This is a genomic window from Paenibacillus sp. ALE3 (assembly GCF_054113405.1).
Genome location: NZ_CM134214.1, coordinates 2615036 through 2638106, shown reverse-complemented (window position 1 = coordinate 2638106; position 23071 = coordinate 2615036). Strand labels below are relative to the sequence as shown.

General features: G+C 42.0%; 20 protein-coding genes and 1 pseudogene. 14 read left to right on the top strand and 7 right to left on the bottom strand.

Annotated elements, in window-relative coordinates:
* The first annotated feature begins 17 nt into the window (after positions 1–17).
* A complete protein-coding gene (locus ACXHJ2_RS11580; protein WP_165083663.1) occupies positions 18–743 on the top strand; it encodes a succinylglutamate desuccinylase/aspartoacylase family protein in 726 nt (241 codons plus the stop codon).
* 128 nt (positions 744–871) lie between these two features.
* Here the strand turns inward: ACXHJ2_RS11580 and ACXHJ2_RS11575 are convergent, their stop codons facing one another.
* Together ACXHJ2_RS11575 and ACXHJ2_RS11570 are read right to left on the bottom strand one after the other, a co-directional pair.
* A complete protein-coding gene (locus ACXHJ2_RS11575; protein WP_058831343.1) occupies positions 872–2215 on the bottom strand; it encodes a sugar phosphate nucleotidyltransferase in 1344 nt (447 codons plus the stop codon).
* Between the two features lie 71 nt (positions 2216–2286).
* A complete protein-coding gene (locus tag ACXHJ2_RS11570) occupies positions 2287–3123 on the bottom strand; it encodes a DUF6492 family protein (protein ID WP_102163776.1) in 837 nt (278 codons plus the stop codon).
* Between the two features lie 209 nt (positions 3124–3332).
* On the opposite strand from ACXHJ2_RS11570, the gene ACXHJ2_RS11565 reads away from it, so the two are divergent.
* From ACXHJ2_RS11565 to ACXHJ2_RS11550, 4 genes and pseudogenes are all read left to right on the top strand, one after another.
* Entirely contained in the window at positions 3333–4208 is an 876-nt protein-coding gene (locus ACXHJ2_RS11565) for a YheC/YheD family protein (RefSeq protein WP_165083662.1), read from the top strand.
* 71 nt (positions 4209–4279) lie between these two features.
* Positions 4280–4441: pseudogene (locus tag ACXHJ2_RS11560) on the top strand (cupin domain-containing protein); the annotation flags it as partial.
* Between the two features lie 33 nt (positions 4442–4474).
* Entirely contained in the window at positions 4475–4825 is a 351-nt protein-coding gene (locus ACXHJ2_RS11555; protein WP_238791126.1) for a cupin domain-containing protein, read from the top strand.
* A 391-nt stretch (positions 4826–5216) separates the two neighbouring features.
* Positions 5217–5996 carry an ABC transporter ATP-binding protein gene (locus ACXHJ2_RS11550; RefSeq protein ID WP_058711079.1) on the top strand — a complete coding sequence of 260 codons (780 nt, stop codon included), beginning with the start codon at positions 5217–5219 and terminating at the stop codon, positions 5994–5996.
* Between the two features lie 16 nt (positions 5997–6012).
* Here the strand turns inward: ACXHJ2_RS11550 and ACXHJ2_RS11545 are convergent, their stop codons facing one another.
* A complete protein-coding gene (locus ACXHJ2_RS11545; protein ID WP_129549220.1) occupies positions 6013–6939 on the bottom strand; it encodes an AEC family transporter in 927 nt (308 codons plus the stop codon).
* A gap of 207 nt (positions 6940–7146) precedes the next feature.
* Positions 7147–8040 (bottom strand): oxygen-dependent tRNA uridine(34) hydroxylase TrhO, encoded by an 894-nt coding sequence (trhO, locus tag ACXHJ2_RS11540; protein WP_165083661.1) that lies wholly within the window; start codon positions 8038–8040, stop codon positions 7147–7149.
* 210 nt (positions 8041–8250) lie between these two features.
* On the opposite strand from trhO, the gene ACXHJ2_RS11535 reads away from it, so the two are divergent.
* The 3 genes from ACXHJ2_RS11535 to ACXHJ2_RS11525 all read left to right on the top strand — a co-directional run bounded on the left by ACXHJ2_RS11535 (position 8251) and on the right by ACXHJ2_RS11525 (position 11611).
* Positions 8251–9540 (top strand): glycoside hydrolase family 27 protein, encoded by a 1290-nt coding sequence (locus ACXHJ2_RS11535; RefSeq protein WP_165083660.1) that lies wholly within the window; start codon positions 8251–8253, stop codon positions 9538–9540.
* A 234-nt stretch (positions 9541–9774) separates the two neighbouring features.
* Positions 9775–10818, top strand: coding sequence for a carbohydrate kinase family protein (locus ACXHJ2_RS11530; protein WP_165083681.1), 1044 nt, complete (start codon positions 9775–9777; stop codon positions 10816–10818).
* A 97-nt stretch (positions 10819–10915) separates the two neighbouring features.
* On the top strand, positions 10916–11611 hold the full coding sequence (locus ACXHJ2_RS11525) for a P-loop NTPase family protein (RefSeq protein WP_165083659.1): 696 nt from the start codon (positions 10916–10918) through the stop codon (positions 11609–11611).
* Between the two features lie 77 nt (positions 11612–11688).
* On the opposite strand, the gene ACXHJ2_RS11520 is transcribed toward ACXHJ2_RS11525, so the two are convergent.
* Positions 11689–11904, bottom strand: a complete 216-nt coding sequence (locus ACXHJ2_RS11520; RefSeq protein ID WP_137078448.1) for a hypothetical protein — start codon at positions 11902–11904, stop codon at positions 11689–11691.
* Between the two features lie 29 nt (positions 11905–11933).
* Between ACXHJ2_RS11520 and ACXHJ2_RS11515 the strand changes: the two genes are divergently transcribed.
* Positions 11934–13679 (top strand): proline--tRNA ligase, encoded by a 1746-nt coding sequence (locus tag ACXHJ2_RS11515; protein ID WP_165083658.1) that lies wholly within the window; start codon positions 11934–11936, stop codon positions 13677–13679.
* On the opposite strand, the gene ACXHJ2_RS11510 is transcribed toward ACXHJ2_RS11515, so the two are convergent.
* Complete coding sequence (locus ACXHJ2_RS11510; protein ID WP_165083657.1) at positions 13676–14440, bottom strand: spermidine synthase; 765 nt, start codon at positions 14438–14440, stop codon at positions 13676–13678. The two genes, ACXHJ2_RS11515 and ACXHJ2_RS11510, sit on opposite strands and share 4 nt — an antisense overlap.
* A 218-nt stretch (positions 14441–14658) precedes the next feature.
* Between ACXHJ2_RS11510 and ACXHJ2_RS11505 the strand changes: the two genes are divergently transcribed.
* Together ACXHJ2_RS11505 and ACXHJ2_RS11500 are read left to right on the top strand one after the other, a co-directional pair.
* Positions 14659–15375, top strand: a complete 717-nt coding sequence (locus ACXHJ2_RS11505; RefSeq protein ID WP_165083656.1) for a YebC/PmpR family DNA-binding transcriptional regulator — start codon at positions 14659–14661, stop codon at positions 15373–15375.
* 224 nt (positions 15376–15599) lie between these two features.
* Positions 15600–16511 carry a tyrosine-type recombinase/integrase gene (locus ACXHJ2_RS11500; protein ID WP_165083655.1) on the top strand — a complete coding sequence of 304 codons (912 nt, stop codon included), beginning with the start codon at positions 15600–15602 and terminating at the stop codon, positions 16509–16511.
* 306 nt (positions 16512–16817) lie between these two features.
* Here ACXHJ2_RS11500 and ACXHJ2_RS11495 read toward each other — a convergent pair whose 3' ends face one another.
* Positions 16818–17366, bottom strand: coding sequence for an NUMOD4 domain-containing protein (locus tag ACXHJ2_RS11495; protein WP_165083653.1), 549 nt, complete (start codon positions 17364–17366; stop codon positions 16818–16820).
* Positions 17367–18254: 888 nt separating this feature from the next.
* Between ACXHJ2_RS11495 and ACXHJ2_RS11490 the strand changes: the two genes are divergently transcribed.
* The 3 genes from ACXHJ2_RS11490 (at position 18255) to ACXHJ2_RS11480 (ending at position 23033) form a co-directional block, all read left to right on the top strand.
* Entirely contained in the window at positions 18255–19016 is a 762-nt protein-coding gene (locus ACXHJ2_RS11490) for a hypothetical protein (protein ID WP_238791124.1), read from the top strand.
* Between the two features lie 639 nt (positions 19017–19655).
* Positions 19656–19847, top strand: coding sequence for a LacI family DNA-binding transcriptional regulator (locus ACXHJ2_RS11485; RefSeq protein WP_165083651.1), 192 nt, complete (start codon positions 19656–19658; stop codon positions 19845–19847).
* Between the two features lie 138 nt (positions 19848–19985).
* Positions 19986–23033, top strand: coding sequence for a hypothetical protein (locus ACXHJ2_RS11480; protein ID WP_185156549.1), 3048 nt, complete (start codon positions 19986–19988; stop codon positions 23031–23033).
* Positions 23034–23071: the final 38 nt, after the last annotated feature.

Genomic DNA, 23071 nt, shown 5'->3' with positions numbered 1-23071 from the left:
ATACGGAGGTGAAGAGGATGCAGGTCAATCGATATATGCTTGGGAAGGGATCTTCTTGGGCGACTCCTTATTATGTAGCCATAGAGGGACAGAAAGGCCCGTGTGCGATGGTGGTTGCAGGGATACATGGTAATGAAATAGCAAGTATACGTGCGGCTGAGAAACTGGTAAAGCTTTTGAATGAGCAAAAACTGAGATTCAGCCATGGCAAACTTATTATTGTGCCAATTGTGAATCAAGAGGCTTACCGCAAGCGGATCAGAGGAAAACCTGATCTGAATCGAACCTTTCCGCGCCAGAAAAAGCAGGCGGCAACACATCCACTTTCCGCTGCTTTATTTAAACTAACACAAAAGCATCACCCTGAATGGTATCTCGATTTGCATGAGGCGAATGGATTATCACAAAAGGATGCCAAGGTGCTTGGTCAAACGCTGATCTCCAATAAAGGCAACCCGGTAATTCCCACGACGCGCCGGATTATTAAGCGAATGAATCGCTCGATCAAGGTGAAAGACCGCCATTTCAACATGCGGCTGCATGAGCTCCCAGGTTCCTCTCGTACCGCTGCAGCCCGTATTTTAGGGGCACGTGCAGTAACCGTGGAAACGGGGTGGAGCCTGTCCCAGAAAGTACGCATACACTATCAGATGAAGATTGTGCAGCACTTTTTAAGAGAGGCCGGGATAGTTAAGGCCAACAAGGTTTATTTATCTGGCAAGGTTAGAACGGTTTCCTTATGAAATGTAATGTTACAAAAAAAGTCGCTTCATGAGCAAGGGATCTTACTCACCTTGCTCAAGAGCGATTTTTTTGATGTGTGATTTTCGTGCAGAAATCCTATCTGTTTAGATGCTAAAACTCTGTGTTGTCAGGAATCGGATTTATAGAAGGCGCTCACCAAACTGTGACCCAGGCGCACCTCGATCAGTTCCAGTGCGGTATCCAGATCTGCGCGGATCGTGTGATACGTATCCACTGGAATGCTAAATACAGAGCCGCTTGCCGCAGCAAAGCGTTCTCCGTTCAGCATAACCTCTCCCCGGCCGGACACGATCGTCCATACTTTAAGTCCGCTGCCGTGAATACGTCCATTCAAGCGATGATCTGGCAACACCGTCAGTCGTATGGCTAAGATGTCGTTCGGACTCCGGTGATCAAACTCGTCCAGCACCCGGTAACTGCCCCAAGAGGTTTCACCATGCATGGGGTGAAGTTGGAGGTTGCCTAGCTGCTCCTTGATCGCGTGAGCATGGCTTTTGGACGCAATGAGAATACCGTCAGGGCTTGCAGCAGCAATAATATCCTCCACGCCAATGACATGAAGTGGATAGGGCAGCTCATTCACGATGTGTGTGCCGTGAGTCTGACCACTGATTTGTCCACGTCCGATCACTTGGCTTCCTATCTGCTCTGTTAAGGCCTGCCAGTTGCCGATGTCGTGCCATTCGCCCTCGTAAGGCAGGACAACGGCCCGTTCAGTACGCTCCGCAATCTCCTTATCGAAACTGCGAACCGGGAGGCTATCATATATTGTGTACAGTTCTTCATCGTTCAGCGGCAATTGAATTTGCTCCATGCAGGACAGCATATACCGTAACGTAAAAGCGTAAATACCGCAGTTCCACAGCGCGCCTTGGTTAATAAGCTGCTGCGCCCTAGAGAGAGCCGGCTTTTCAGTGAAGCGAGCAACTTGTGCATAAGCCGATTTCCCTTCCTGCCTCATTTGCAGATCTGGAACAATATATCCATATTGGTCGGAGGCATGGGTAGGCCTTGTCCCAAGCATAGCCAGATCGGCTCCGCTCTCGAGCAATAGACCGGAGAGCGCTGCTATGCTGTGGAAGAAGTCGTCGCCTGCGAACATATCTGCTGGAGCAATACAGAGAACTTCATCCAGCCCCATGCCTCTTGTGTGAAAATAAGCAGCAGCGAGTGCGGCAGCTGTGAAGGTTCCCCGTTTGGCAGGCTCGCCAAGAACGGGCAGACGACCTTCAGTATGGCGAAATGCTAGATTTACCTGACTCCGATGAGCCAGAAGCAGGGCAGAGGAATCTAGCCCGGCTAAGGTAAGCTGACGATACACCCGGCCAAGCATAGATTCCTGCTGCCCATCAGGAGCGGGTAACAACCGGAGAAACAGCTTTGACCGAATATCGTTGGACAATGGCCACAGCCGTTTTCCGGCACCACCGCATAACAATACGATGCGCACGGACGTTTCCTCCTTCAATGCAGATCCATTTGGATTGCATCAACAATTGCGGGATTTTCTATTTTAGGAACTTATTTCAATACAGATGGAATCTTTGTTTTTGGAGCTAGCTGGTATACTTTGCGTTGATGAAAAGATAAGGAGCGGTAGCTTTGAGCGTAGAGATCCAATTGTTTTGGTGACAGCGAAGAAGCACGACTATGAAGCGCTTTATTCAATGACTTGCGCAAAATCATCCGAGAGGGCTGATTGCTGTATAGATAGTTGGCATACGTTTCATATTCGGAAAATCCAAACTGTTTTGTCCGATCTATACTTTGAATAATGGCGTTGTACCAAGGTTCCCCATGTCTGGTCTCAATAACTTGCTTGAGCTGGGCGAGCCGTGTTTTTTCAAAAAGCATATAGTGAGTGACAAAGGACTTTGGTGAGGGAGCTTTAGCACCCATCAGCTTACGGTAAGTGCGAAAGTACTCAGGTTGACTCCAGCTGCGATAGTAAAAAATTGTTTTCCCGTCTTTACGGAACGTATGTGGACGAATCAAAATGGTGTCCGCGTCTATGACGAGAAAAAAAGACGATTTACTGATTTTGTCGCCATTCATTTTGAGCAATTGCTGATACAGCCAGCCTGATCGATCCCAGCGCGTTGTTCCGTAACGAATATGCTTTTTAGTGATGGGCAACACCGTTCTTTCGTCTATAAATGTACACTTCTTGTTGGCACATAGACGGCGAAGTTTGGTGCTTTGCGGTGAAACGATATAAATGGTTGCAATTCGGTGCTGCACGTGACGGCGCAGACTGTCAATTACTAGTGGTAGTGTCGCCAGATCTTTTTCAATTGCGGGGATCAGAACATCGATTGAGAGGGAACCCTTTTGTGGCTCATCGGATTGCGCAGACATGTTATTCACTCCCTATACGTGTAAATATACGCTACCGGTACCTTATATTATTGTATGCCTGGACAGGCGCTTTCGACCGGGCAAGGCCAACTGTCTAATTCTATGTAGAAGAGGGCGAATGGAGCTTCGAATGGGGATTTGGCGCATACGATAGATTGATCTTTTTTAACAGGAGCGTTCTACCCTGAGAGTAGAGAGGAGAGGGGCAAGTGAATTCTTCACAAGCGCAGGCGTTGCGCAGCAAATGGCATAAAACCCAATTGTTGCTCCAGCATGGCAGCATCAAGCCTTTTGTACCTGAAACTCGTAAATACAGCAAAGCAAATGTAAAATCAATGCTCGAAAAATATGGTATGGTCTATGTAAAGCCTGAGCGAGGTACCTTTGGCAAAGGTGTGATGAAAGTCGAACAAGAGGCAGGTCAGCGTTTTGCCTACCAATATGAGGAAAAGCGTCTGGAATTCAAACATTTGGATGCACTAATCACCAGCTTATCGAAACACACGGGGAAAAAAAGTTATCTCATTCAAAAGGGAATCCATTTACTGCGCCATCAAAATCGTTATTTTGATATCCGGATCATGGTGCAGCGTAATGCAAAAGGGTCATGGGAATCTACCGGAATTATTGGACGCTTGGGTCATCCCCGTAAAATCGTGACCAATTATCATAGTGGTGGTAAGCCGATGGCCTTAGAACAACTACTGAAATCCCATTTATCGCAAAGTAAGCAGGCTGAGCTGGTCAAGAAGCTCAATGAACTAGGGATTACCATCGCCACACAACTACAAAAAACATATCCGAAATTCCGGCAAATTGGTGTGGACATTGGATTGGATCATCGCTTTATCCCGTGGATCATTGAGGTGAACACGAAGCCAGACCCATATATATTTAACCAATTGACAGATAAGTCTATGTACCGAAAAGTAATAAGCTATTGGCGACTGGCTAATGAAAAAAAGAAGGTTACAGTTCCAAGCAAGGATAAGAAGAATAACAACAAGAATAAAGATAAAAATGCGAATAAAGTTACAAATAAAGTTGATCATACAAATAAAGAACTTAAATCAAAAAAAGGATGAATTGTTTATGATTCATCCTTTTTTTTCTTGCCTGTTTATCCTAATCCTAACCGCGAGGTGGCGACTCGGACATTCACGGTACTTCCTATGTCGATATTTTTAACCCCGGTGATGTATGGTATTTCCCCCGTGGTTATGGTCACTCCATTCAAGGTCTTGGTCCTGGAGAGTGTCATTTTATCCTGATTTTCGATAATGGTGATTTTTCGGAGGACCATACGCTCAGCATTACTGATTTTATCGCTCAGACTCCCGCGGATGTTGTCATGCAAAATCTCGGACTTGCAGCCGACGAGCTGGCTCTTTTGCCAAAGAAGGAAGCTTATTTTGCAAAAAGACCTGTCCCATCTATCGCATCTTATGATGCATATCCGCGCGCTTCTTCCGATCTAATTACTAAACACCGCTATCCTTTAATGGCCAAACAGCCCAGATTGGCACCGGGTGGAGGGACTCAGCGGACTGTTACAGTAGAAGATTTCCCTATTTCTTCGACGATGGCAGGATCTGTGATTGAATTAGAGCCAGGCGGATTGCGAGAAATGCACAGGCATCCCAATGCGGATGAATGGCAATATTATTTGGACGGAGTGGTCATTACGAGGCCATTGATTTGAGTGAGTGGATGGCTGGCAACCCTGTTGATGTATTGGCAATAAATCTGAGCCTGCCTCGGGAAATAGCGCATAACTGCCTCATAAATCAGTCTTCATCGCCCCAAAATCTTAAATCTTAAATCTTAAATCTTAAATCTTAAATCTTAATTCTTAAATCTTAAATCATAAAGCAACTAAAATGCCCGCTTAGGCTACCTTATTCCAGTTAGCCTAAGCGGGCTATTGAACTTGATTCTGTTTATATTACTTTTGTAGAAGAGTGAATTTAAAATTGAACAACCTGCAACCCTGTGCTATTCTTATACGAAAGTGAAGATTAATGTAGTAAAAGTTATATTTTATTATGCTTATAAACATCTGATGATACGATGAATAGAAGGGATGTGCAGCCATGAATTCTGTCATTGAACTTAACAATGTAAGCTGGAAGAGAGATAACCGTACCATACTGGATCAAATCAATTGGCAGGTAGCTGAGGGAGAGCACTGGGCTGTACTCGGCTTGAATGGATCAGGCAAAACAACGATGCTCAATATGATTAATGGTTACATATGGCCAACCACAGGTAGTGTCGGTGTATTGGGCCATACTTTTGGGGATGTAGATTTGAGGGAATTACGCAAATCTATTGGTTGGGTCAGTTCCTCTTTACAGGAAAGAATTAATGGAAGCCAGCGCACGCAGGATGTTGTCATCAGCGGCAAATTTGCTTCCATTGGACTGTATGATCAGACGACGGATACAGATGATAAACAGGCTGTTCAGCTTATGACCCAACTGGGCTGTGCTCATCTCGTGGATCGGTTGTATCAGGGATGCTCACAGGGAGAAAAGCAAAAAGTGCTTATTGCTCGCGCGTTAATGGCCTCGCCCAAGCTGCTGATTTTGGACGAGGCGTGTAATGGGTTGGATTTTTTTTCTAGAGAAGCATTACTGGATAGCGTTCGTCAGCTGTCCGAGACGCCGGGTGCTCCAAATTTATTGTATGTTACACACCATATCGAAGAAATTCTACCCATGTACACACATACGATTCTGATTCGCCGGGGTACGGTGTTTGCCAAAGGTAAAACGACAGATATCCTGAGTAGTGAAACGCTCAGTGCTTTTTTTGAAACACCTGTGCAAGTAGACTGGAGACAGGATCGTGCATGGCTCTCTATGGTATAGAGAGCCTTTTGTCTGTCTAACCTGCTACCAGCATAATCAGAATGGGCAAAATCAGGAATGAGGCAAGCGTGCTCCACAAGATGCAGGTAGAAACCAGTTTTGGCGATGCATTAAATTTTTCGGCTAAAATGACTGCATTCACAGCCACTGGCATCGAGGCCAGAATGAAGAGAACGGAGAACAAAAGTCCTGAAATTCCCAGTATCAGCATGGCAAGACAAGCCGCAAGCGGGGAGAGCAGAAGTCGAATTATCAGTCCTGCGTAGCTGGCTTTTTTAATAGATGGCTCCAGCCTGAATATTTTTACATAAGCCATCTGGGTACCGAGAATCGCCAGCACGACCGGAGAATAGGCGGCTGCAATCATCGAGACACCTGATTGAATGCCAGAGGGTAGATGCCAATCCAATGCTCGAAGTCCCAGTGCGAGAAGAGCCGCATAGATCGCAGGGAGAGAAAATACTGACTTCACGGCACTTTGAACAGAAAATTCAGAGCGGGCTGCAAAGTATACACCAATGGTATTGACCATAATCATCTGGATGACGACATATACGGAGGCTTTATCCAGGCCAAGCTGTCCAAAAGCAAGTAAAATAAGCGGCAACCCATAATTTGCACTATTAGTCAGTGTGGAGATTAAGGTGAGTCCCGCCGTTTCCGGGGGGCTCAGCCTGAAGATTTTCCCCGCTAATTGTGCAATTCCCCACAAAAGCAGCAGGTTCAGTAATGAAAAAGCGGCTGTCAGTGCCACATCATGCCAGGAAAGCTGTGCCTTGAGCAGTGTGTCCAGAATCATGGCGGGACTTAAAAAATATAAGTACAGAGTCGAGAGTGGTTTTGTTTCCAGCTTCATGAATTTGCCGAGTAAAAATCCGGCAATCACCGGAATGGACAGCGGAACGATAACGGATAAAAGAGTTGAAAGTACGATTTGAACCATGAATTCCACTCATCCTTTCTGTAATGACATTTTCCATTATAAGGCGCTACTTTCGAACCCGTCCAAGATGGATAAACAATTAAGGTTATAGGTATATGCTATGAAGCTTAGATCACTTATTCTGAAAATAACAAAAGGGATGTCCACAGCCATGTTAAACGGCTAATAAGAACATCCCTTTTATATGAAACCGAGTATTCTGAAGGTTTATGCAGAAGCCATAGTTTCCGCTTTAGTTCGGCAATCGTCAGAGCAATAGTGTTGATGCTGTTCTTCGCAATCTGGACACACGATATGTTGGAGATTGCACACGGGGCAGTTAATATAATGATCGTTTGTTGTTTCACAGTGGTAGCAATTACCAACAACAACGTCTTCATCTGTATGGTTGATTCGAACCGAAATTCGTTCGTCAAATACATAGCACTTACCGTCAAACAAACGTCCTTGTACTTCTGGGTCCTTGCTGTAAGTCACAATGCCGCCATCCAACTGAGCTACATCGTTAAAGCCTTCTTTAATCAGCAGACCAGACAGCTTTTCGCAACGAATACCCCCGGTACAGTATGTCAGGATTTTTTTATCCTTGAACCCAGTCATATTATCGCGAATCCATTGTGGAAATTCACGGAACGATTCAACTTCGGGGCGAATAGCTCCGCGGAAATGACCGATGTCATATTCGTAGTCGTTACGTCCGTCCAGAACCACGACATCTTCATTTTGGAGCTGTTCATAAAACTCCTTTGGTGATAGACGCTTGCCGCTAATTACATTAGGGTCCAGCTCGTCCTCATGACGTAGCGTAACCAGCTCCTGACGATGGCGTACAAATATTTTCTTGAACGCATGACCGTCAGACTCATCTATTTTAATAACGATATCGTGAAATTTCGGATTAGCGCGCAAATCACGGATATACTGCTCCGTTTGCTCTACTGTACCGGACAGTGTTCCGTTGATTCCTTCCTCAGCAATCAAGATTCTTCCCTTGACGCCCAGCTCTTTGCAGTAAGCCAGATGCTCTGCCGTAAAGGTGGCAGGATCTTCAATATTGACATATTTGTAAAACAACAAAATTCGATAAGCATGTTCACACATGTAAAATCACCCTCTGATTCAAGTCAAAGTTTTTTAACAAGCAAGTTTAAATGTACCACATTCTTTAAGTTAGTCAACATAAATGTATAAAAAGTGGAAACGGAAAAGATGACGAGCGACAAAAGTAAGGGGTTACATTATAATGGTATTGTGGGGTTGATGAGATTTACAGTAACAGGTTGAGGTCTAGCAGATGAAAGGATGAATTCAATGAAACATCATTTGACAGCGCATACACCACCTATGGGGTGGAATAGCTGGGATTGCTACGGTGCAGCAGTACGGGAAGAGGAAGTGCGAGGAAATGCTCAATATATGGCGGAGCACCTGAAGGAATATGGTTGGGAATATGTTGTGGTGGATATTCAGTGGTATGAGTCAGGAGCAGTATCTTCACAGTATCGCCCGTTTGTCCCATTGGAAATGGATTCATATTCACGTCTGATTCCAGCGGTGAATCGTTTTCCTTCGGCAGCAGATGGACGCGGCTTCCAAGCTCTTGCGGAATATGTACACGGTCTGGGATTAAAATTTGGGATACATATTATGAGAGGCATCTCCCGCCAGGCGGTTCATCAGGATACTCCGATTTTAGGAACTACAGCTACAGCCAGACAAATTGCACATCCTAACTCTATTTGTCCTTGGAACACAGATATGTATGGGGTAGATGCTTCCAAGGAAGGCGCACAGGAGTATTATAATTCGTTATTTGACCTGTATGCGGAATGGGGTGTGGATTTTGTCAAAGTAGATGACATTGCTGCATCACGTCTCTATGGTATTCATTTGGCGGAAATTGAATTGATTAAGCGGGCTATCGCCCAGTGCGGACGTCCGATGGTGTTGAGTCTATCGCCTGGTCCCGCACCGCTGGAGCATGCATCTGATTTAATCGCAAACGCGAATATGTGGCGTATGACTGATGACTTCTGGGATGTATGGCCTTTACTGTATGGTATGTTTGAGCGCTGCGAGAAATGGGCGGAACATGTAGGTCCAGGTCACTGGCCGGATTGCGACATGTTGCCACTGGGCCATCTGGGTATTCGTTCGGTAGATTCAGTAGATTCCGGCAGTCATGATCGATGGACACGCTTTACGAAGGATGAGCAGCTGACAATGATGACTTTATGGAGCATTTTCCGGTCTCCACTGATGTTTGGGGGAGAACTGCGTGATAATGACGAATGGACACTTTCATTGCTGACGAACAAAGAAGTGCTCGATGTTCATCACAACGGTGTGAATGCGCGACAGGTCTACAGAAAGGATGAACATATCGTTTGGACTTCTCACAACGAGGAAGGTCACGTATATGCGGCTTTATTTAATGCTGGAGATGAAGCTTCCACAGTCCGTGTGTCCTTACAGGAGCTTGGAATTGAAGGGCAGGCAAGTGCCAGAGATTTATGGAACCATGTGGATTTAGGTGATATAGTGCAGGAACTGTCTGCAGATTTACCCCCTCATGGAGCTGCACTATTCATTATAAAATAACAGGATGTTAGGAAGGATCTAAGCTGTACGTTCAGCTCTAGTCACCTTATTGTAAAGTGGAGGATGTTTTTACGATAAGGTGATTTTTTTGTATGTGTAACTTTATGATATTTTTAACGGACTCGACATGATTCTTGGGAATTTGACATTTGGAACATGTTAGGTTTATAGAGTGCCTATTTCTGCACAAATTTAAATCATTCTAGCGAATAGAGTCGAGAAAGGAGTCAAATGATGAAATTAAAAAAAATTCACAAAAATGAGCAGGACGAGCCTTGGCCCTCTAGTGAACAAATTCTGTGTATCGGAGGGGCCAATCTGGATCGTAAAATCATGATTAAAGGTACATTTCAGCTTCACACCTCCAACCCGAGCAGCACTAGTCTGCAATCTTGCGGTGGGGTAGCACGGAATGTGGCTGAAAATTTAGGGAGGTTGAGTCGACGGGTCAGCCTGCTGACCGCAGTTGGGGACGATGCTGAAGGTGAATTTATCATCGAACAGTCCAGCCGTTACATGCACGTGATTCCTCTCCAAGTCAAAGGTGAATCGTCAACCGGTGTCTATACTGCCTTGCTGAACGAGGATGGTGAAATGATTGTAGCGACAGCAGAAATGGAGATTTATGATCAGATTCGCCCTTCCGTAATTTTTGAAAATATTCCTTTAATTTCCTCTTCTCGACTCGTTCTGCTGGACACTAATTTTTCTATGAACGTAATAGCGGCCACCATACATGTCTGTCTGGAACATCAGGTTCCGCTTGTCGTTTCTTCGGTGTCAGCTTCCAAGATGAGAAAGCTTCCACGAAATTTGCATGGGGTGGAATGGCTGGTATGCCAACCGGAAGAGGCTGAAGCTTATTTGGGACTTGAACTTAAAGATGATCAGCAGATATTGGACGCAGCTCGAGTTTTTCACAAACTTGGGGTTCAAAATGTCATTATTATCTGCGGTGCTGAGCGTGTGTTGTTTGCTTCTCAAGATGGAACTTATGGACAAATCCCTATACACCCAGTTCAACAGGTCATTGATGTCACAGGCGCAGACGACGCTTTTATTGCCGGGATGATTTATGGAATTACCCAAGGTTATCCTATGGAGCAAGTGTGCCAGTTTGGAATCAGTTGTGTCGATTTAACCATACAAACGGATCGGACAGTCTCAGACACCATTTCTATGAATAAACTTCATTCTAGATTCCAGGAGCTGTATGGCACACATTCGCAAAATTTTGTTTTTTTTAAGGGTGTGTATTTTAAAAAGAAAAATACATAAGTAAAGAAGAGAATACTAACCTACAGCAGCGTGTATTTGGAGCTTCACGGACGTAATGGTCTCAATTATTGAATTTATAAAAGGAGCAGGATGTCTGATGGACAGTGTGAAATACGCTATTGTTTTTCTGCCGCTGTTCCTACTTTATTTGCTTTTAAAGGGAGGGGCTTTGGCAGTAGGTTTACTATATCGACTGATCTATTTCATTTCGACCTTACGTGCAGGACAAAGTGACGATCTTCTAGCTGTGCAGCATGCTAAGCGTATTATCGTAATCGGCTCACCGGGGAGCGGCAAGACTTTTTTGGCCAAACGTCTATCGATGTGGACTCATTTGCCGTATACCTCGTTGGATGATTTGTATTGGGGGCCAGAGTGGAAGCGGAGTACGGACAAGCAATTTCACAAACAGCTGGGAGAAGTCCTGCAAAGGGAAAAATGGATTATCGAAGGGAATTATCATGAGCGTTATTTTACCGAGCGACTCCAGCGTTCCGACACAATCATCGTGATGGATGTCAGCACGATTGAGGCAATATCAGGTGTTATCACACGTTCGCTTAACCGTTTTTTATTTTCCAAGGAGTTACCCACAGGAATAGAGCGGGAAGCCGTTCGTATTTGGGATATTTCACCTCGGTTTGTCCGCTTTGTTCTGGGTTTTCGCAGGCGTATCCGTCCTAAAATCTGGCCGCTCATTTTGCAATATGGTAATGAACGGAATTTGATTATCCTAAAATCTAAATATCGTTCATGTCCCTGGATGAGCCCAGATAGACAATTATCTCCTTGACTCGAATCTGCGTTTCGTGTAAAGTGGTGAAAATTGTAATACATAGGAATAGTGTAGACCAAGGATCAAAGGTTCAATTACCCGCTGTACAGAGAAGAAACCCATGGGCTGAAAGGTTTCTCGCCGCGAATGAACGTTTCCCTGCCTTGCGAGCTGTAACGGTGCGTAAGATAAACCGTTACCGGCCAGATGCCGTTATCTGAAGAAGGACCGTCCCGTATATGGTTACGGTCAAATGAAGGGTGGTACCACGACACATTCGTCCCTGACGGATGTGTCTTTTTTGCGTACATTTTACGTTCTTACAAGGAGGAAGCCACACATGCGCCAAAGCCAATTATTACTGACAACCTTACGTGAAGCACCTGCAGAGGCCGAAGTGATCAGCCATCAGCTGATGCTGCGGGCAGGATTTATCCGTCAATTGGCGGCTGGAATGTATACCTATATGCCACTGGGCAGACGGGTGCTCAGAAAAGTGGAACAAATTGTACGAGATGAGATGGATCGTGCAGGGGCTGGAGAGCTGCTAATGCCTGTATTACAGCCAACGGAGCTGTGGCAAGAATCGGGGAGATACGATGTGTACGGTCCTGAGCTGATGCGTCTGCAAGATCGGCATGATCGGGAGTTCGCATTAGGTCCTACACATGAAGAGGTCATTACGTCTTTAATACGAAATGAAGTAAATTCCTATCGGAAATTGCCGGTAACACTGTACCAAATTCAAACCAAGTTTCGGGATGAACGACGTCCTCGGTTTGGTCTGCTTCGCAGCAGAGAATTTTTGATGAAGGATGCCTATTCGTTTGATGCCAATTGGGCAGGACTAGATCACACTTATTGGACGATGTTCCAGGCCTACCAACGTATTTTCACCCGCTGCAGTCTGAATTTTCGCGCAGTCGAAGCAGATGCAGGCGCTATTGGTGGTGAGGGTGAAACTCATGAATTTATGGCACTGGCTGAGATTGGAGAGGATACCATTGTGGCATGTACCTGCTGTGATTATGCTGCCAATCTTGAAAAGGCGGAGCCACGGACGACGGGGAGCATAGGAATATCTTCTGTCTCCAATGAAGATGAACATGACAGCCATCCTTCAATTGATACAGATAAAATGGAAAAACTGTACACTCCAGGTTTGCGAACCATAAATCAACTTGTTGAAACGCTTCACATAGAGTCGAAGGAAATCATCAAAACACTGATTTATATGGCTGACGATCAGCCGATTGCGATAGTTGTCAGAGGAGATCATGAGGTCAACGAAGTAAAAGTTAAACAAATTTTAGGTAGTGAAAAATTCGAAATAGCAAATGCAGATGCCGTCACAAAGGCGACTGGAACCCCACCCGGGTTCATAGGTCCATGCGGCTTGACAATCCCTGTGTGGGTGGATTACGCCGTTGTCCAAATGTCTAGCGGTTTTGCAGGCGCGAACGAGCAGGATTACCATTATCGGCATGTGAATCCAGGACGCGATCTAGATCTTCGCTATGTGGCAGACTTGCGCAATGTTATAGAAGGGGATAGATGTCCTCGGTGTGACGAAGGGAAATTGGAACTTCATCGAGGAATTGAGATTGGACACGTATTTAAACTGGGCACCAAGTACAGTGAAAAGCTGGGTGCAACTTTTCTAGATGCGTCCGGAACTGATCAAGCGATGATTATGGGCTGTTATGGTATTGGTGTTTCCCGAATCCTGTCCGCCATTGTAGAGCAAAATCATGACCAGAACGGAATGATATGGCCGCATGCGCTGGCCCCGTTTCAGGTTCATATCATTCCGATTTCTGTGAAAGACAGGCTTCAGATGCAAATAGCTGAGGACTTATACAGCCAACTGCAGGATCGCGGTGTGGAGGTGTTGCTAGATGATCGTGAGGAACGCCCAGGGGTTAAATTTAAAGATTCGGATTTAGTAGGTATTCCCGTGCGTATTGTCGTTGGTAAAGATGCTGAACACGGAAAAGTAGAGTTCGTAGAGCGAAGAAGCAGCCACAAAGAGTCAATTCATATCCATGATGTAGAGAGACGGATACTGAACCTCATTCAACACTAAGCATCTGTATCCCGCAGAACATGACCTTCTCCAAGGGTAATCTCATGAAAGTCGGCCATCTGACGTGCCTGAAAACGAATGGGCTTGTCTCGACCTATCATAATGATATTTTGGATGTCAGCAATGCCTTCCGAGGGTAGGGAGAACGTGGTAACATAGGCGAATTCTTCACGCAGCGTTGTGTGAATGGCATGGATCAGATGATCGTGTTCGCTTTTGCCTATCAAATTCATAATTAGCGAGCCTTCTGCATCCAGCTTTTCTTTGGCCATTTTGAAAAATTCCCAAGATATTAAATGCAAAGGCGTGCCCTGCTCCGTGAAGGCGTCCAAAATAATATAGTCATAAGCATCCGGGCTCTCCTTCTCCAGAATGCGGCGTCCATCACCAATAACTACATTGTCCTGGTCGTATCCAAAGAATATTCGGCTGAATTCTACCACTTGTGCGTCCAGCTCGGCAATCTTAAAGCGTTTGTCTGCAAAATGACCCGCAATCGTGCCTACACCATGTCCGATAACAAACACGTCTTCAAATGACGAGTCGTTCAGCTCCATGAGATGGATGATTGCTCTGGGATATTCGAACAGAATACGTTGCGGATGATTCAAATCCATCGCACCTTGGATGGCTGCATTGGAGAATTGCATCACGCGAAATAATCCCTTTTCACCATATAGCTCCGTGGTTTCATATACCGTGATTTCATGGTTATTGCTCAACTTTTTATGTAAGACATCCAAGTGAATAATCTCCTTCAAGTCAGACTTCCTCCTCATCTTAGACATTCATAGGATTATTGTCCATAGATGAGGGGATTGAAAGTTCACATTCTTGAAGCATCCCTAATTAGGTAGAATTGTTTATTTTTCCATAACGGAGTTGTTTGAACTTGTTCGTATGTCCTTTAGGAGATATAATATACAAGGATATAATGAAGTTCGTTGTGTATATTCATACAGGAAGAGAGCGGGATATTATGGGACGTAAGTGGAATAACATTAAAGAAAAGAAGGCATCCAAGGATGCTAATACGAGTCGTATATATGCTAAATTTGGCGTGGAAATTTATGTGGCAGCCAAACAGGGCGAGCCTGATCCTGAATCCAATCGGGTACTAAGAGTCGTGTTAGAACGTGCAAAAACGTACAATGTACCGAAAGCGATCATTGACCGTGCTATTGAAAAAGCAAAAGGTGCTGGCGATGAAAACTACGTAGAGCTTCGTTATGAAGGTTTCGGACCGAACGGCTCCATGGTCATTGTAGATGCACTGACTAATAACGTAAACCGTACAGCATCGGATGTGCGTTCTGCATTTACTAAAAATGGCGGTAGCTTGGGCGTGAGCGGATCTGTAGCCTACATGTTTGATTCCACGGCAGTTATTGGTCTGGTGGGTAAAACCGCAGATGAAGTGCTGGAGCTGCTGATGGAGGCAGATGTCGAGGTTCGTGACATCATTGAAGAAGATGAAGCCGTCATCGTATATGCAGAGCCTGATCAATTCCATGCTGTTCAGGAAGCTTTCAAGCAGGCAGGAGTAACTGAGTTTACTGTGGCTGAGCTCACCATGCTTGCCCAAAATGATATTACTCTTCCGGAAGATGCACAGGTTCAATTTGATAAATTGATTGATGCATTAGAGGACTTGGAAGATGTTCAGCAGGTGTATCATAACGTAGAGTTTGTATAAGTAAGCGGCAAATTCACGGAAAGGTGGCATTTTTAAGCCATTCTAGCTTAGGAAGGCATGGAAAACATTCTGAATTTCATTAGTTTAATCACTCAGCGAGGGTAAACATGTTAGTGCTGGGTGATTCCAACGATGATATACGTTTTCCTATCTATAATGCTATGGACATTGTAACTAAACTCACTTTTTGTATGGAAATATCCATATAAGGAGTGAGTTTTTTTATGTTATTTGAAGATGTTTACAAAGAGTTTCTTTTTGATTTGGAGATCAAGAACTATAGTATCCGCACTATAAAAGGATATAGAAATAACAATAGAGCATTTCTGAATTACTTAAGTAATGAATTTTCAGTTGTTGATTTAGATGAAGTTAACACCTCTCACATTAAATCATACCTTATGAACTTGAAAATGAAAGGACTGTCTGAGTCCTACATCAACGGAATACAAAAGAATATACGTTCATTTTTTAAATTCATAGTGGGAGAAGGGTATATCGCTGAGAAGAGAAATCCAGTGCTAGGTTTGAAATGGATGAGAGAACCTAAAGTTATGATAAAAACTTTCAACGATGATGAAATAAAACGTTTGATCAATGCATTTAAAGGTGATTTTTATTTGAGTATGCGAAATAAGTTGATTTTAATGTTCTTTGTAGATTTAGGAATTAGAAATTTGGAACTGTGTACACTTGGCTCTCTTGATGTGGGAGAAAGTGTTATCAAAATACATGGCAAAGGAAACAAAGAAAGAAATTTATACATTTCTCCTTTTCTTAAGAAATACATCATCAAATACGAAAGAATGAAAGAGGCTTATTTTAAGGATAAATTCATGACTGATTCCAATTTCTTCTTATCTCAAAATGGCAAGATTTTAACTGTTACAGCGATTGAAGTAATGATGAAGAAAGCAGGAAACGAAGCTAAGATTCGAGATCATATTCGTTGTAGTCCCCATACACTTAGACATTATTTTGCTCAAAAACAATTAAGATTGGGTTTAGATGTTTACAGCCTAAGCAGATTATTAGGTCATGAGTCAACCATTATTACAAATCGCTATCTCCAGTCAATTCAAGATGAACAGATATTGGAGTTAGCTAAAACGACTAGCCCTTTGATGAATTTGTAGTTCTCCAATCAATCAAATAATCAATTCATCACACAAACTCGATAACGATATACTATTCAAACGTTGTTGAAAGCCGCTAGAAGGCGTTTTGAAACTTAATTTGAAACACTCCAAACAAATCTCTTGGCAAAAGCCACAAAGAATGAAATGACGCGGTTGAGTGTGGAATGGAGTGCCTTGCTTAACATCAGGGTAAGACAGAAGCATGTAAAAACAATTAGAAACCTTACACGTCTTCGGTAAGGTTTCTTTTATCTACGATTCATTCCAAACTCCGGTAGGGTGATTTGTTGCTCTATAGAACTGTCATTTAGATAATTGAAAAATCCATCCACCTACATGTGCCAGTCTGCCATTGAGTACATCATAAATTTTGTTCATGCTCACAAACAGAGTTCTTGACGCTTCTGATTGTGATTCAAATTCGCATCGCTCTCCTGTGTCCAAATGAGTTGCGACTATTGGTTTTCTATTTTTCTTGATCAACCCATGTGCGATTGCGTGAGCTATATTTTCTTTAGGTGTAGCCCAATTAAGATTTTTCAATCTATTGTCAAATTTATCTCCATTTTCATGGTTACATTGTTCTTTGTTTTCAGGATTAGAAATGAATGCAATTGCTACTAACCTGTGAACAAAGAACTTCTTTGTCTTTTGATGTTTCTTTGACAGTTCAACGCTCAAATATCCATTGCGTATCTGCTGTTTCAGAATCTTTTCTTTACGAGATTTATTATTGCCTAAACTCTTAACTCTCCCCATATTGGATACCTCATATAACCCTTCGTAGCCAACTACTGGGAGCCATTCTTCACTTTGTAAATCTTCATTATGAATCAGTTTGTAGATTGTCATTGATAACCATCTCCTGCTTGTCGAATTAAGGAGAGAACGACAAATAACCCTCGCCAGTATCGGCATAGGGCATTTGTAATCACTCAAAAAAGCGGTATGTACCTCTTTTCTCCTCTCACTTCTAAAAGTGTTGAAACCAACATGTGTTCAGTTGATTTGGCAAAAGGTTTTTATGCAATGTGTGATTTCAACTTAATTCTGTATAGCTATATAAGGAGATAAATCGTTTAATGGATAGCAAAGTGAGATTATATGACTTGCTCCCAGTAAGTGACTAATTATTGTTACGATACGAAGAGGTATCTACGTATAGATTAGTCGTGCTTGATGTTTTAAAGCTTTTAAAGCTTTGAAAGCTTTAAAAGGTTTAAAACCTTTAGAAGCTTTTAAACAGTTTAAAACATTTTAAATGAAATATATGGGGCAGAGCTGCTTATTTCGTAATTCATTCTTTGTTCTGATCGTGCGGAGCCATACAAGGGAGGTTGCATCGCTTTTCCCATAACTACAATTATGTGAAAAGACTTGGCAACGGTGGGGGGCGTGGTTTACAGATGGAAACTGAAATTTACCATTTCATAACTGCCGAACACATATATCCAGACTTCCGATGATGATCTACGAGACGTTCATTCTCTAAATCATCTCTCGTAACCTCGATAAGGCACTGTCGTAAATTTAGATAGTTTTACTGGCTTAGACATCGAAGTGTTGGAGGATGTTCAGCCGTTTCAAAAGATGTGTCTACTATTTAGGTATCTACCTATCTTAATAATTCGTGACAGTATTCCTAACATATTCGGTTAATTCGTTTTATATGGCACCTCGACACCGATCAACACGAAATCTATAATAAATCTATAATCGTATTTAACAAAGGAGCTACATATGAACAAGAAAAACTTAGAATCATGGCTCAATGTGAGTGAAAGCGTTAATGTTCAAATGCCCAATGAAATATTCGAAGACTTGTCTAAGGCTGAATTTAAAAGCTTTAACCACAAGTGTTTTGCATATGCATATTATTATTTAATCTCTTATATATACAGAAACGCACTATATGGTGGGGAGACAGATCAGTACAGCCAACATAATATAATCAATGTGTTTACATCAGATAAATCCGCTGTGTCTTACATAACAAAAACTAAGGGCATATTGGATAGCATAAACTACACAAAAACAACTACTGATTATCCTGTGACTTTCTATATGTATGATGGAATTTTGGAATTTGGTCTTATAAAAGAATTGAGAAAGAAGATTCCTGACCTTGGAATAAATCATAGTCCGCGATTTTGTGTCAAGGAGCCAATCAAAGGGATGGCGAGATTTGATGGGGAAGACTATACAGGGACATTCTATTCGTTTCAAAATACACATAAAATGAATGTTGAAGATTTCATCAGAATAATTTCCGACAAGAAGCTTGGACATGTTGGTCTGTATGTATATGGTTATATCAGTATGATGTGTGACAAGTACAACAATAAGTTTCAGATAACAAACGCTCAACTCGGTGATCTCGTAGGTTGCAGTGAACGAACCATGAAGAAATACACACAAAGATTAGAAGAGTTAAATCTGATTGCAACTACAAGAGTATTTTATGACAGCAAGCAGTTGGATAAGGTGTATTCGATCATATGAGTCCATGACAATGGTCATGGGCTTGTCTGTTTTCTCTCAGGCTAACGGAAATGGTTCAATGTGGCTCTGGACGATCTAAGGAGAGTAATTGGAGGGGTAGAGGTTAAAATTGATCTGAGAGGGCATTTAGAGCCTTAAAATTGACGTGCAGTACTTTGTGTGGTATGTAGAAACTGAAAAGTCTAAAAGTGAGGAATTTTTCCCCTCTTATATAAATAGAATTATTATATATATAATATGTACTATAATAATAGTATTATATATAGTTATTATCTAATTATATAAGAGATGCAAAATTCCTTACTTTTGGGGAATTCACTTTTAAAGGGTAGCCGCTCGGCTACCCTTTATTGATAATTCTTAATAGTTCATGTTGTGCGCTATTACTCATCTGAGATATTGCCATGATTGAGGAAGGTAATTTTAACCCCGTTTAAAGGGTTTAAAATCTTTATTAGCTTTAAAGGAAACTTTAACGAGTTTAAAACCTTTAAAACCCGTTCCCTGCCAAAGAGATAGAACTCTATCTCTGTAAATCATTATTAGTAGTGAGCCACCTTTGAGGAGATATCTCGAAGGTTTTATTTTTTTGTTGAACAGATCGCAGCATCATTAAATCAAAGAGGAGAGATGTTAAAGATGAATGACCAAGAATTGCGAGCATCAGTATTGGAGATTCAGAAAAGTTACGGAACGCCAATCGCCTTTATTGCAAATAAATGTGGGGTGTCGAGAGAACATATTTCAAGATGGCTGAACAATGATTCGTATGTAATTTCTGATGAATTAAAGATGAAAATTAAATTGATTACTAAAGGGACTGTCGATTGATATTAGGAAACGTTAAATTGATGGAATCCTATTATAAGTTTTACGTAATGTATATTGACATTCGAAGATAGGCAATAAGTAGTAAAAGCCCACGAGGTTCCATGATCGTGGGTTTATTTCTTTTAAGGAGTGATAATTTTGAGTAATGCTTTAGTATTTCAGACAAGAGAGCAAGTTTTTATTTCGGCGGATTCTGCCGTCTCGGTAACAATTGATGGAGTGATATATAGGGATGCAGGAACAACAGCTCAGAAGCTATTTCATGTTGATAATTATATTATTTTCTGTAGTGGGGAGTTAAATTACTGCTACAAACTTATGGAATCGTATAGGTTACAAAAAGACAGAAATATAGACTCATTACGTAACTTGATATATCAAAGTTATACAGATGAAGCTATAGATATAGTTATTGCAGAGTATGTTGGAGAGCAAACCAGGGTAACTCAGCTATCTCCTTATTATGATTTTAATCCAGTTGTCGTTACTGATTTGCCTGTAGGTGCGCTAAATGTCATTTCGGCAGGGATTCGCACAAAAGAAGCTCATGAAATTTCATATGAGTATCTAACGCATGGGAATACTTTGGAGAGTATATATAAGGATACTTATAATCAAATTAGCTTTGAAGGTATTGGTGGAATGCTGTATGTGTATAAAGTTAGTAAGAATGGAGTGCAATTGCATTTAACGCATCAGATTACAGAGCCGAATGATATGAGGATATTCAGCATCGAGGTTCTCAAAGAGTATTATCATAAACAGAAGAAACATTGTATCGTTGGTGAGCGAATCTATGGAAAAGTTTTTATGGGTACAAAACTGGCACTCGAAGACGAAGATGGCGTTCTTAAATTTCAAGGTTCGAAAGGAGAAATATTCAATCGTGATGGAACATTGGTAACAAAGATTGGTTTGGTCAATGAGAATCCTGACGTATTCGGACTCTGGTCATTCAATGACATTACACGAGTTAAGGTTGACGATAGAGAAGGCTTTGTTATTGACAGAGCAACAACCGATCTAAACAAACATCCAGATGGATGGGAGAAGATCATGTGGGCTGACCCAAGTGATGGAACGCTTTATACTCACGATCTAGTTGCTGAAAACATCAAGATCGTTAATGATATTGGTAAAACCATTCTTGATGCTGAAAACAACTATTTGGATATCGGTGACTTCAAAGACATCGTAATGGACAACAAGCTGACCACACTCGAAAAGATGCAGATCATTACTGAACTGTATAAGATCGAAGCTGGTTATCATCGGATGCTTGAACAGGCTGATGAGTACATTCGTTCTCAGCGTGACGACATTTTTGATATGGATGCACAGTACTTCACTAAATCATCAAGTACGATTGATCTTTATTCAACAACACCACTCACTAACGCATATTTCGATTTGATGAATTACATGTCTCAGTACATTGATATCGTAACCCAAACCCCACTGAACATTGATGTTAACTCTCCTAAAACCGAGCAAACAAGTGAGATTCCAGATCGTGCAGAGTTCATCTTGATATTCAAGACTTACTATGATGAAGAGAAGAATCTTCGAAACAAAATTGAGGATGCTCAATTCTACTCTGGTCTGAATATGGGTCAATTCTACAATAACGTTGTTATTGGCGAGTATGGATTCATTGCTCTAAGGAACGATGGAAAGTACCGATCTGTCCTGAATGCAACAAATGGTTTGGCGTTGCAGAAGTGGGAGAGCAACAGATGGGTCAACAAAGTATATGCATCAATCGGTAATTCACAGTATGAGGATGGAACACTTATCGCAGAAGACTTAGTTGCTAAACGCTTGCGTATTGAAACTAAGCTTGGCGATGTACTCCTTGATGCTGATGGACTCAATTTCGACTTCTCTGTGCTGGATTCTATCATCATTGATGACGTAATCGTATCAACAGAAAAGATAACATTAGCTAATAACCACAAGAGTATTACAAAACAATACACTACCCTAAAAGAGCAAATTAACAAGTACGTAACCACTATTTATAATGATAGGGATTCTTCCTACTATGGATTAGATGATGCGAGAAATCAACTTCAAGCCGCAGGGAATGACCTGACTTCTTCATATAATTCTTTGACTACGTATATGGCTCCTGTGTTTGCAGACATGAACAGAACAACCCACATTAAGAACGATCTTGGTTCAACAAGGTTAGAGTTCCATCAGAAGTGGGAAACCTTCTATCAGTCTTATGAAAGCGCAAGAGCGAAGCTTGCAGACTTCCTAGAGAAGTCTTCTTTGCAGTTGGGTAGAAACTACAACAATACAGTTATTGATGCTGAGAATGGTATTGTGGTGACGAGAGGTAACATGATGAACCGAACCACACTGAATGCCACAGAAGGTATCAAGATAGAGAAGAACATTGGCACTGCTGGTTCTCCTATTTGGGAGAAGCGTTTTTATGTTGATCTTGAAGGTAATCTTTTCGCTGACGAGTTAAGTACAAGAAGACTTCGGATTCTTGATGGTAAACTTGGCGATGCGATCATTCTCGATTGGGAAGATGGCATTACAATCAATGGTCAAAATGGTGAGCAAATCAGACTGAATGCAAATGAAGGTATTGCTATTGATGTCAATGGTGAACCTCGATTCTGGGTTCATAATGATGGAACACTGAGAGCGAAGCGCCTGATCATCTCTGACGATGATCTTGACCCAATTGAACTACCTGATGGTTCATTCATTTCTAAGCTTACTGTTAATGAAGTTAGGACAATGGAAGACAGAAACAAGCAGGATTATGTTTGGGTAAAAGATCAGTTTATCAAGTTCATTTCAGGAAATGGTACAAGTATCGATGAAGAGAAAATGGCTCTTTATCTCGATAATCCCACTGGAAGTCTCAATGGAATACCTACAATAAAAATGGGTTTGGGTAGCAACGCTTTAAATGATAATGAGGTTGGCTACATTATTAAAGATAATGATGCATTTAAAATAAACTATAAAGCAACTAACGGAAATGAGCGTAGGCTTTGGTTTAATCGTAATGGTGTAGATGGAGTTATTCTTGAATCCGTCGGCGATACCCTCAAACTTAAATCTGATAAGAAGATTATGCTTGAAGTAGATTCGAGTAATTATATAGAACTCACTCCACAAGGCATAAAGCTTATCGGTTCAAGAATTGACTTGAATTAGTGTTAATTCAAACACTGGGAAACCATGAGAGAAGCTGC

What these genes read in the sequence shown, in the direction of transcription:
- ACXHJ2_RS11580 (WP_165083663.1), top strand. Translation starts at nt 18, where the DNA reads ATGCAGGTCAATCGATATATGCTTGGGAAGGGATCTTCTTGGGCGACT.
- ACXHJ2_RS11570 (WP_102163776.1), bottom strand. Translation starts at nt 3,123, where the DNA reads ATGTCTGCGCAATCCGATGAGCCACAAAAGGGTTCCCTCTCAATCGAT.
- ACXHJ2_RS11555 (WP_238791126.1), top strand. Translation starts at nt 4,475, where the DNA reads ATGCAAAATCTCGGACTTGCAGCCGACGAGCTGGCTCTTTTGCCAAAG.
- ACXHJ2_RS11550 (WP_058711079.1), top strand. Translation starts at nt 5,217, where the DNA reads ATGAATTCTGTCATTGAACTTAACAATGTAAGCTGGAAGAGAGATAAC.
- ACXHJ2_RS11545 (WP_129549220.1), bottom strand. Translation starts at nt 6,939, where the DNA reads ATGGTTCAAATCGTACTTTCAACTCTTTTATCCGTTATCGTTCCGCTG.
- trhO (WP_165083661.1), bottom strand. Translation starts at nt 8,040, where the DNA reads ATGTGTGAACATGCTTATCGAATTTTGTTGTTTTACAAATATGTCAAT.
- ACXHJ2_RS11535 (WP_165083660.1), top strand. Translation starts at nt 8,251, where the DNA reads ATGAAACATCATTTGACAGCGCATACACCACCTATGGGGTGGAATAGC.
- ACXHJ2_RS11530 (WP_165083681.1), top strand. Translation starts at nt 9,775, where the DNA reads ATGAAATTAAAAAAAATTCACAAAAATGAGCAGGACGAGCCTTGGCCC.
- ACXHJ2_RS11525 (WP_165083659.1), top strand. Translation starts at nt 10,916, where the DNA reads ATGGACAGTGTGAAATACGCTATTGTTTTTCTGCCGCTGTTCCTACTT.
- ACXHJ2_RS11520 (WP_137078448.1), bottom strand. Translation starts at nt 11,904, where the DNA reads ATGTACGCAAAAAAGACACATCCGTCAGGGACGAATGTGTCGTGGTAC.
- ACXHJ2_RS11515 (WP_165083658.1), top strand. Translation starts at nt 11,934, where the DNA reads ATGCGCCAAAGCCAATTATTACTGACAACCTTACGTGAAGCACCTGCA.
- ACXHJ2_RS11505 (WP_165083656.1), top strand. Translation starts at nt 14,659, where the DNA reads ATGGGACGTAAGTGGAATAACATTAAAGAAAAGAAGGCATCCAAGGAT.
- ACXHJ2_RS11500 (WP_165083655.1), top strand. Translation starts at nt 15,600, where the DNA reads ATGTTATTTGAAGATGTTTACAAAGAGTTTCTTTTTGATTTGGAGATC.
- ACXHJ2_RS11495 (WP_165083653.1), bottom strand. Translation starts at nt 17,366, where the DNA reads ATGACAATCTACAAACTGATTCATAATGAAGATTTACAAAGTGAAGAA.
- ACXHJ2_RS11490 (WP_238791124.1), top strand. Translation starts at nt 18,255, where the DNA reads ATGAACAAGAAAAACTTAGAATCATGGCTCAATGTGAGTGAAAGCGTT.
- ACXHJ2_RS11485 (WP_165083651.1), top strand. Translation starts at nt 19,656, where the DNA reads ATGAATGACCAAGAATTGCGAGCATCAGTATTGGAGATTCAGAAAAGT.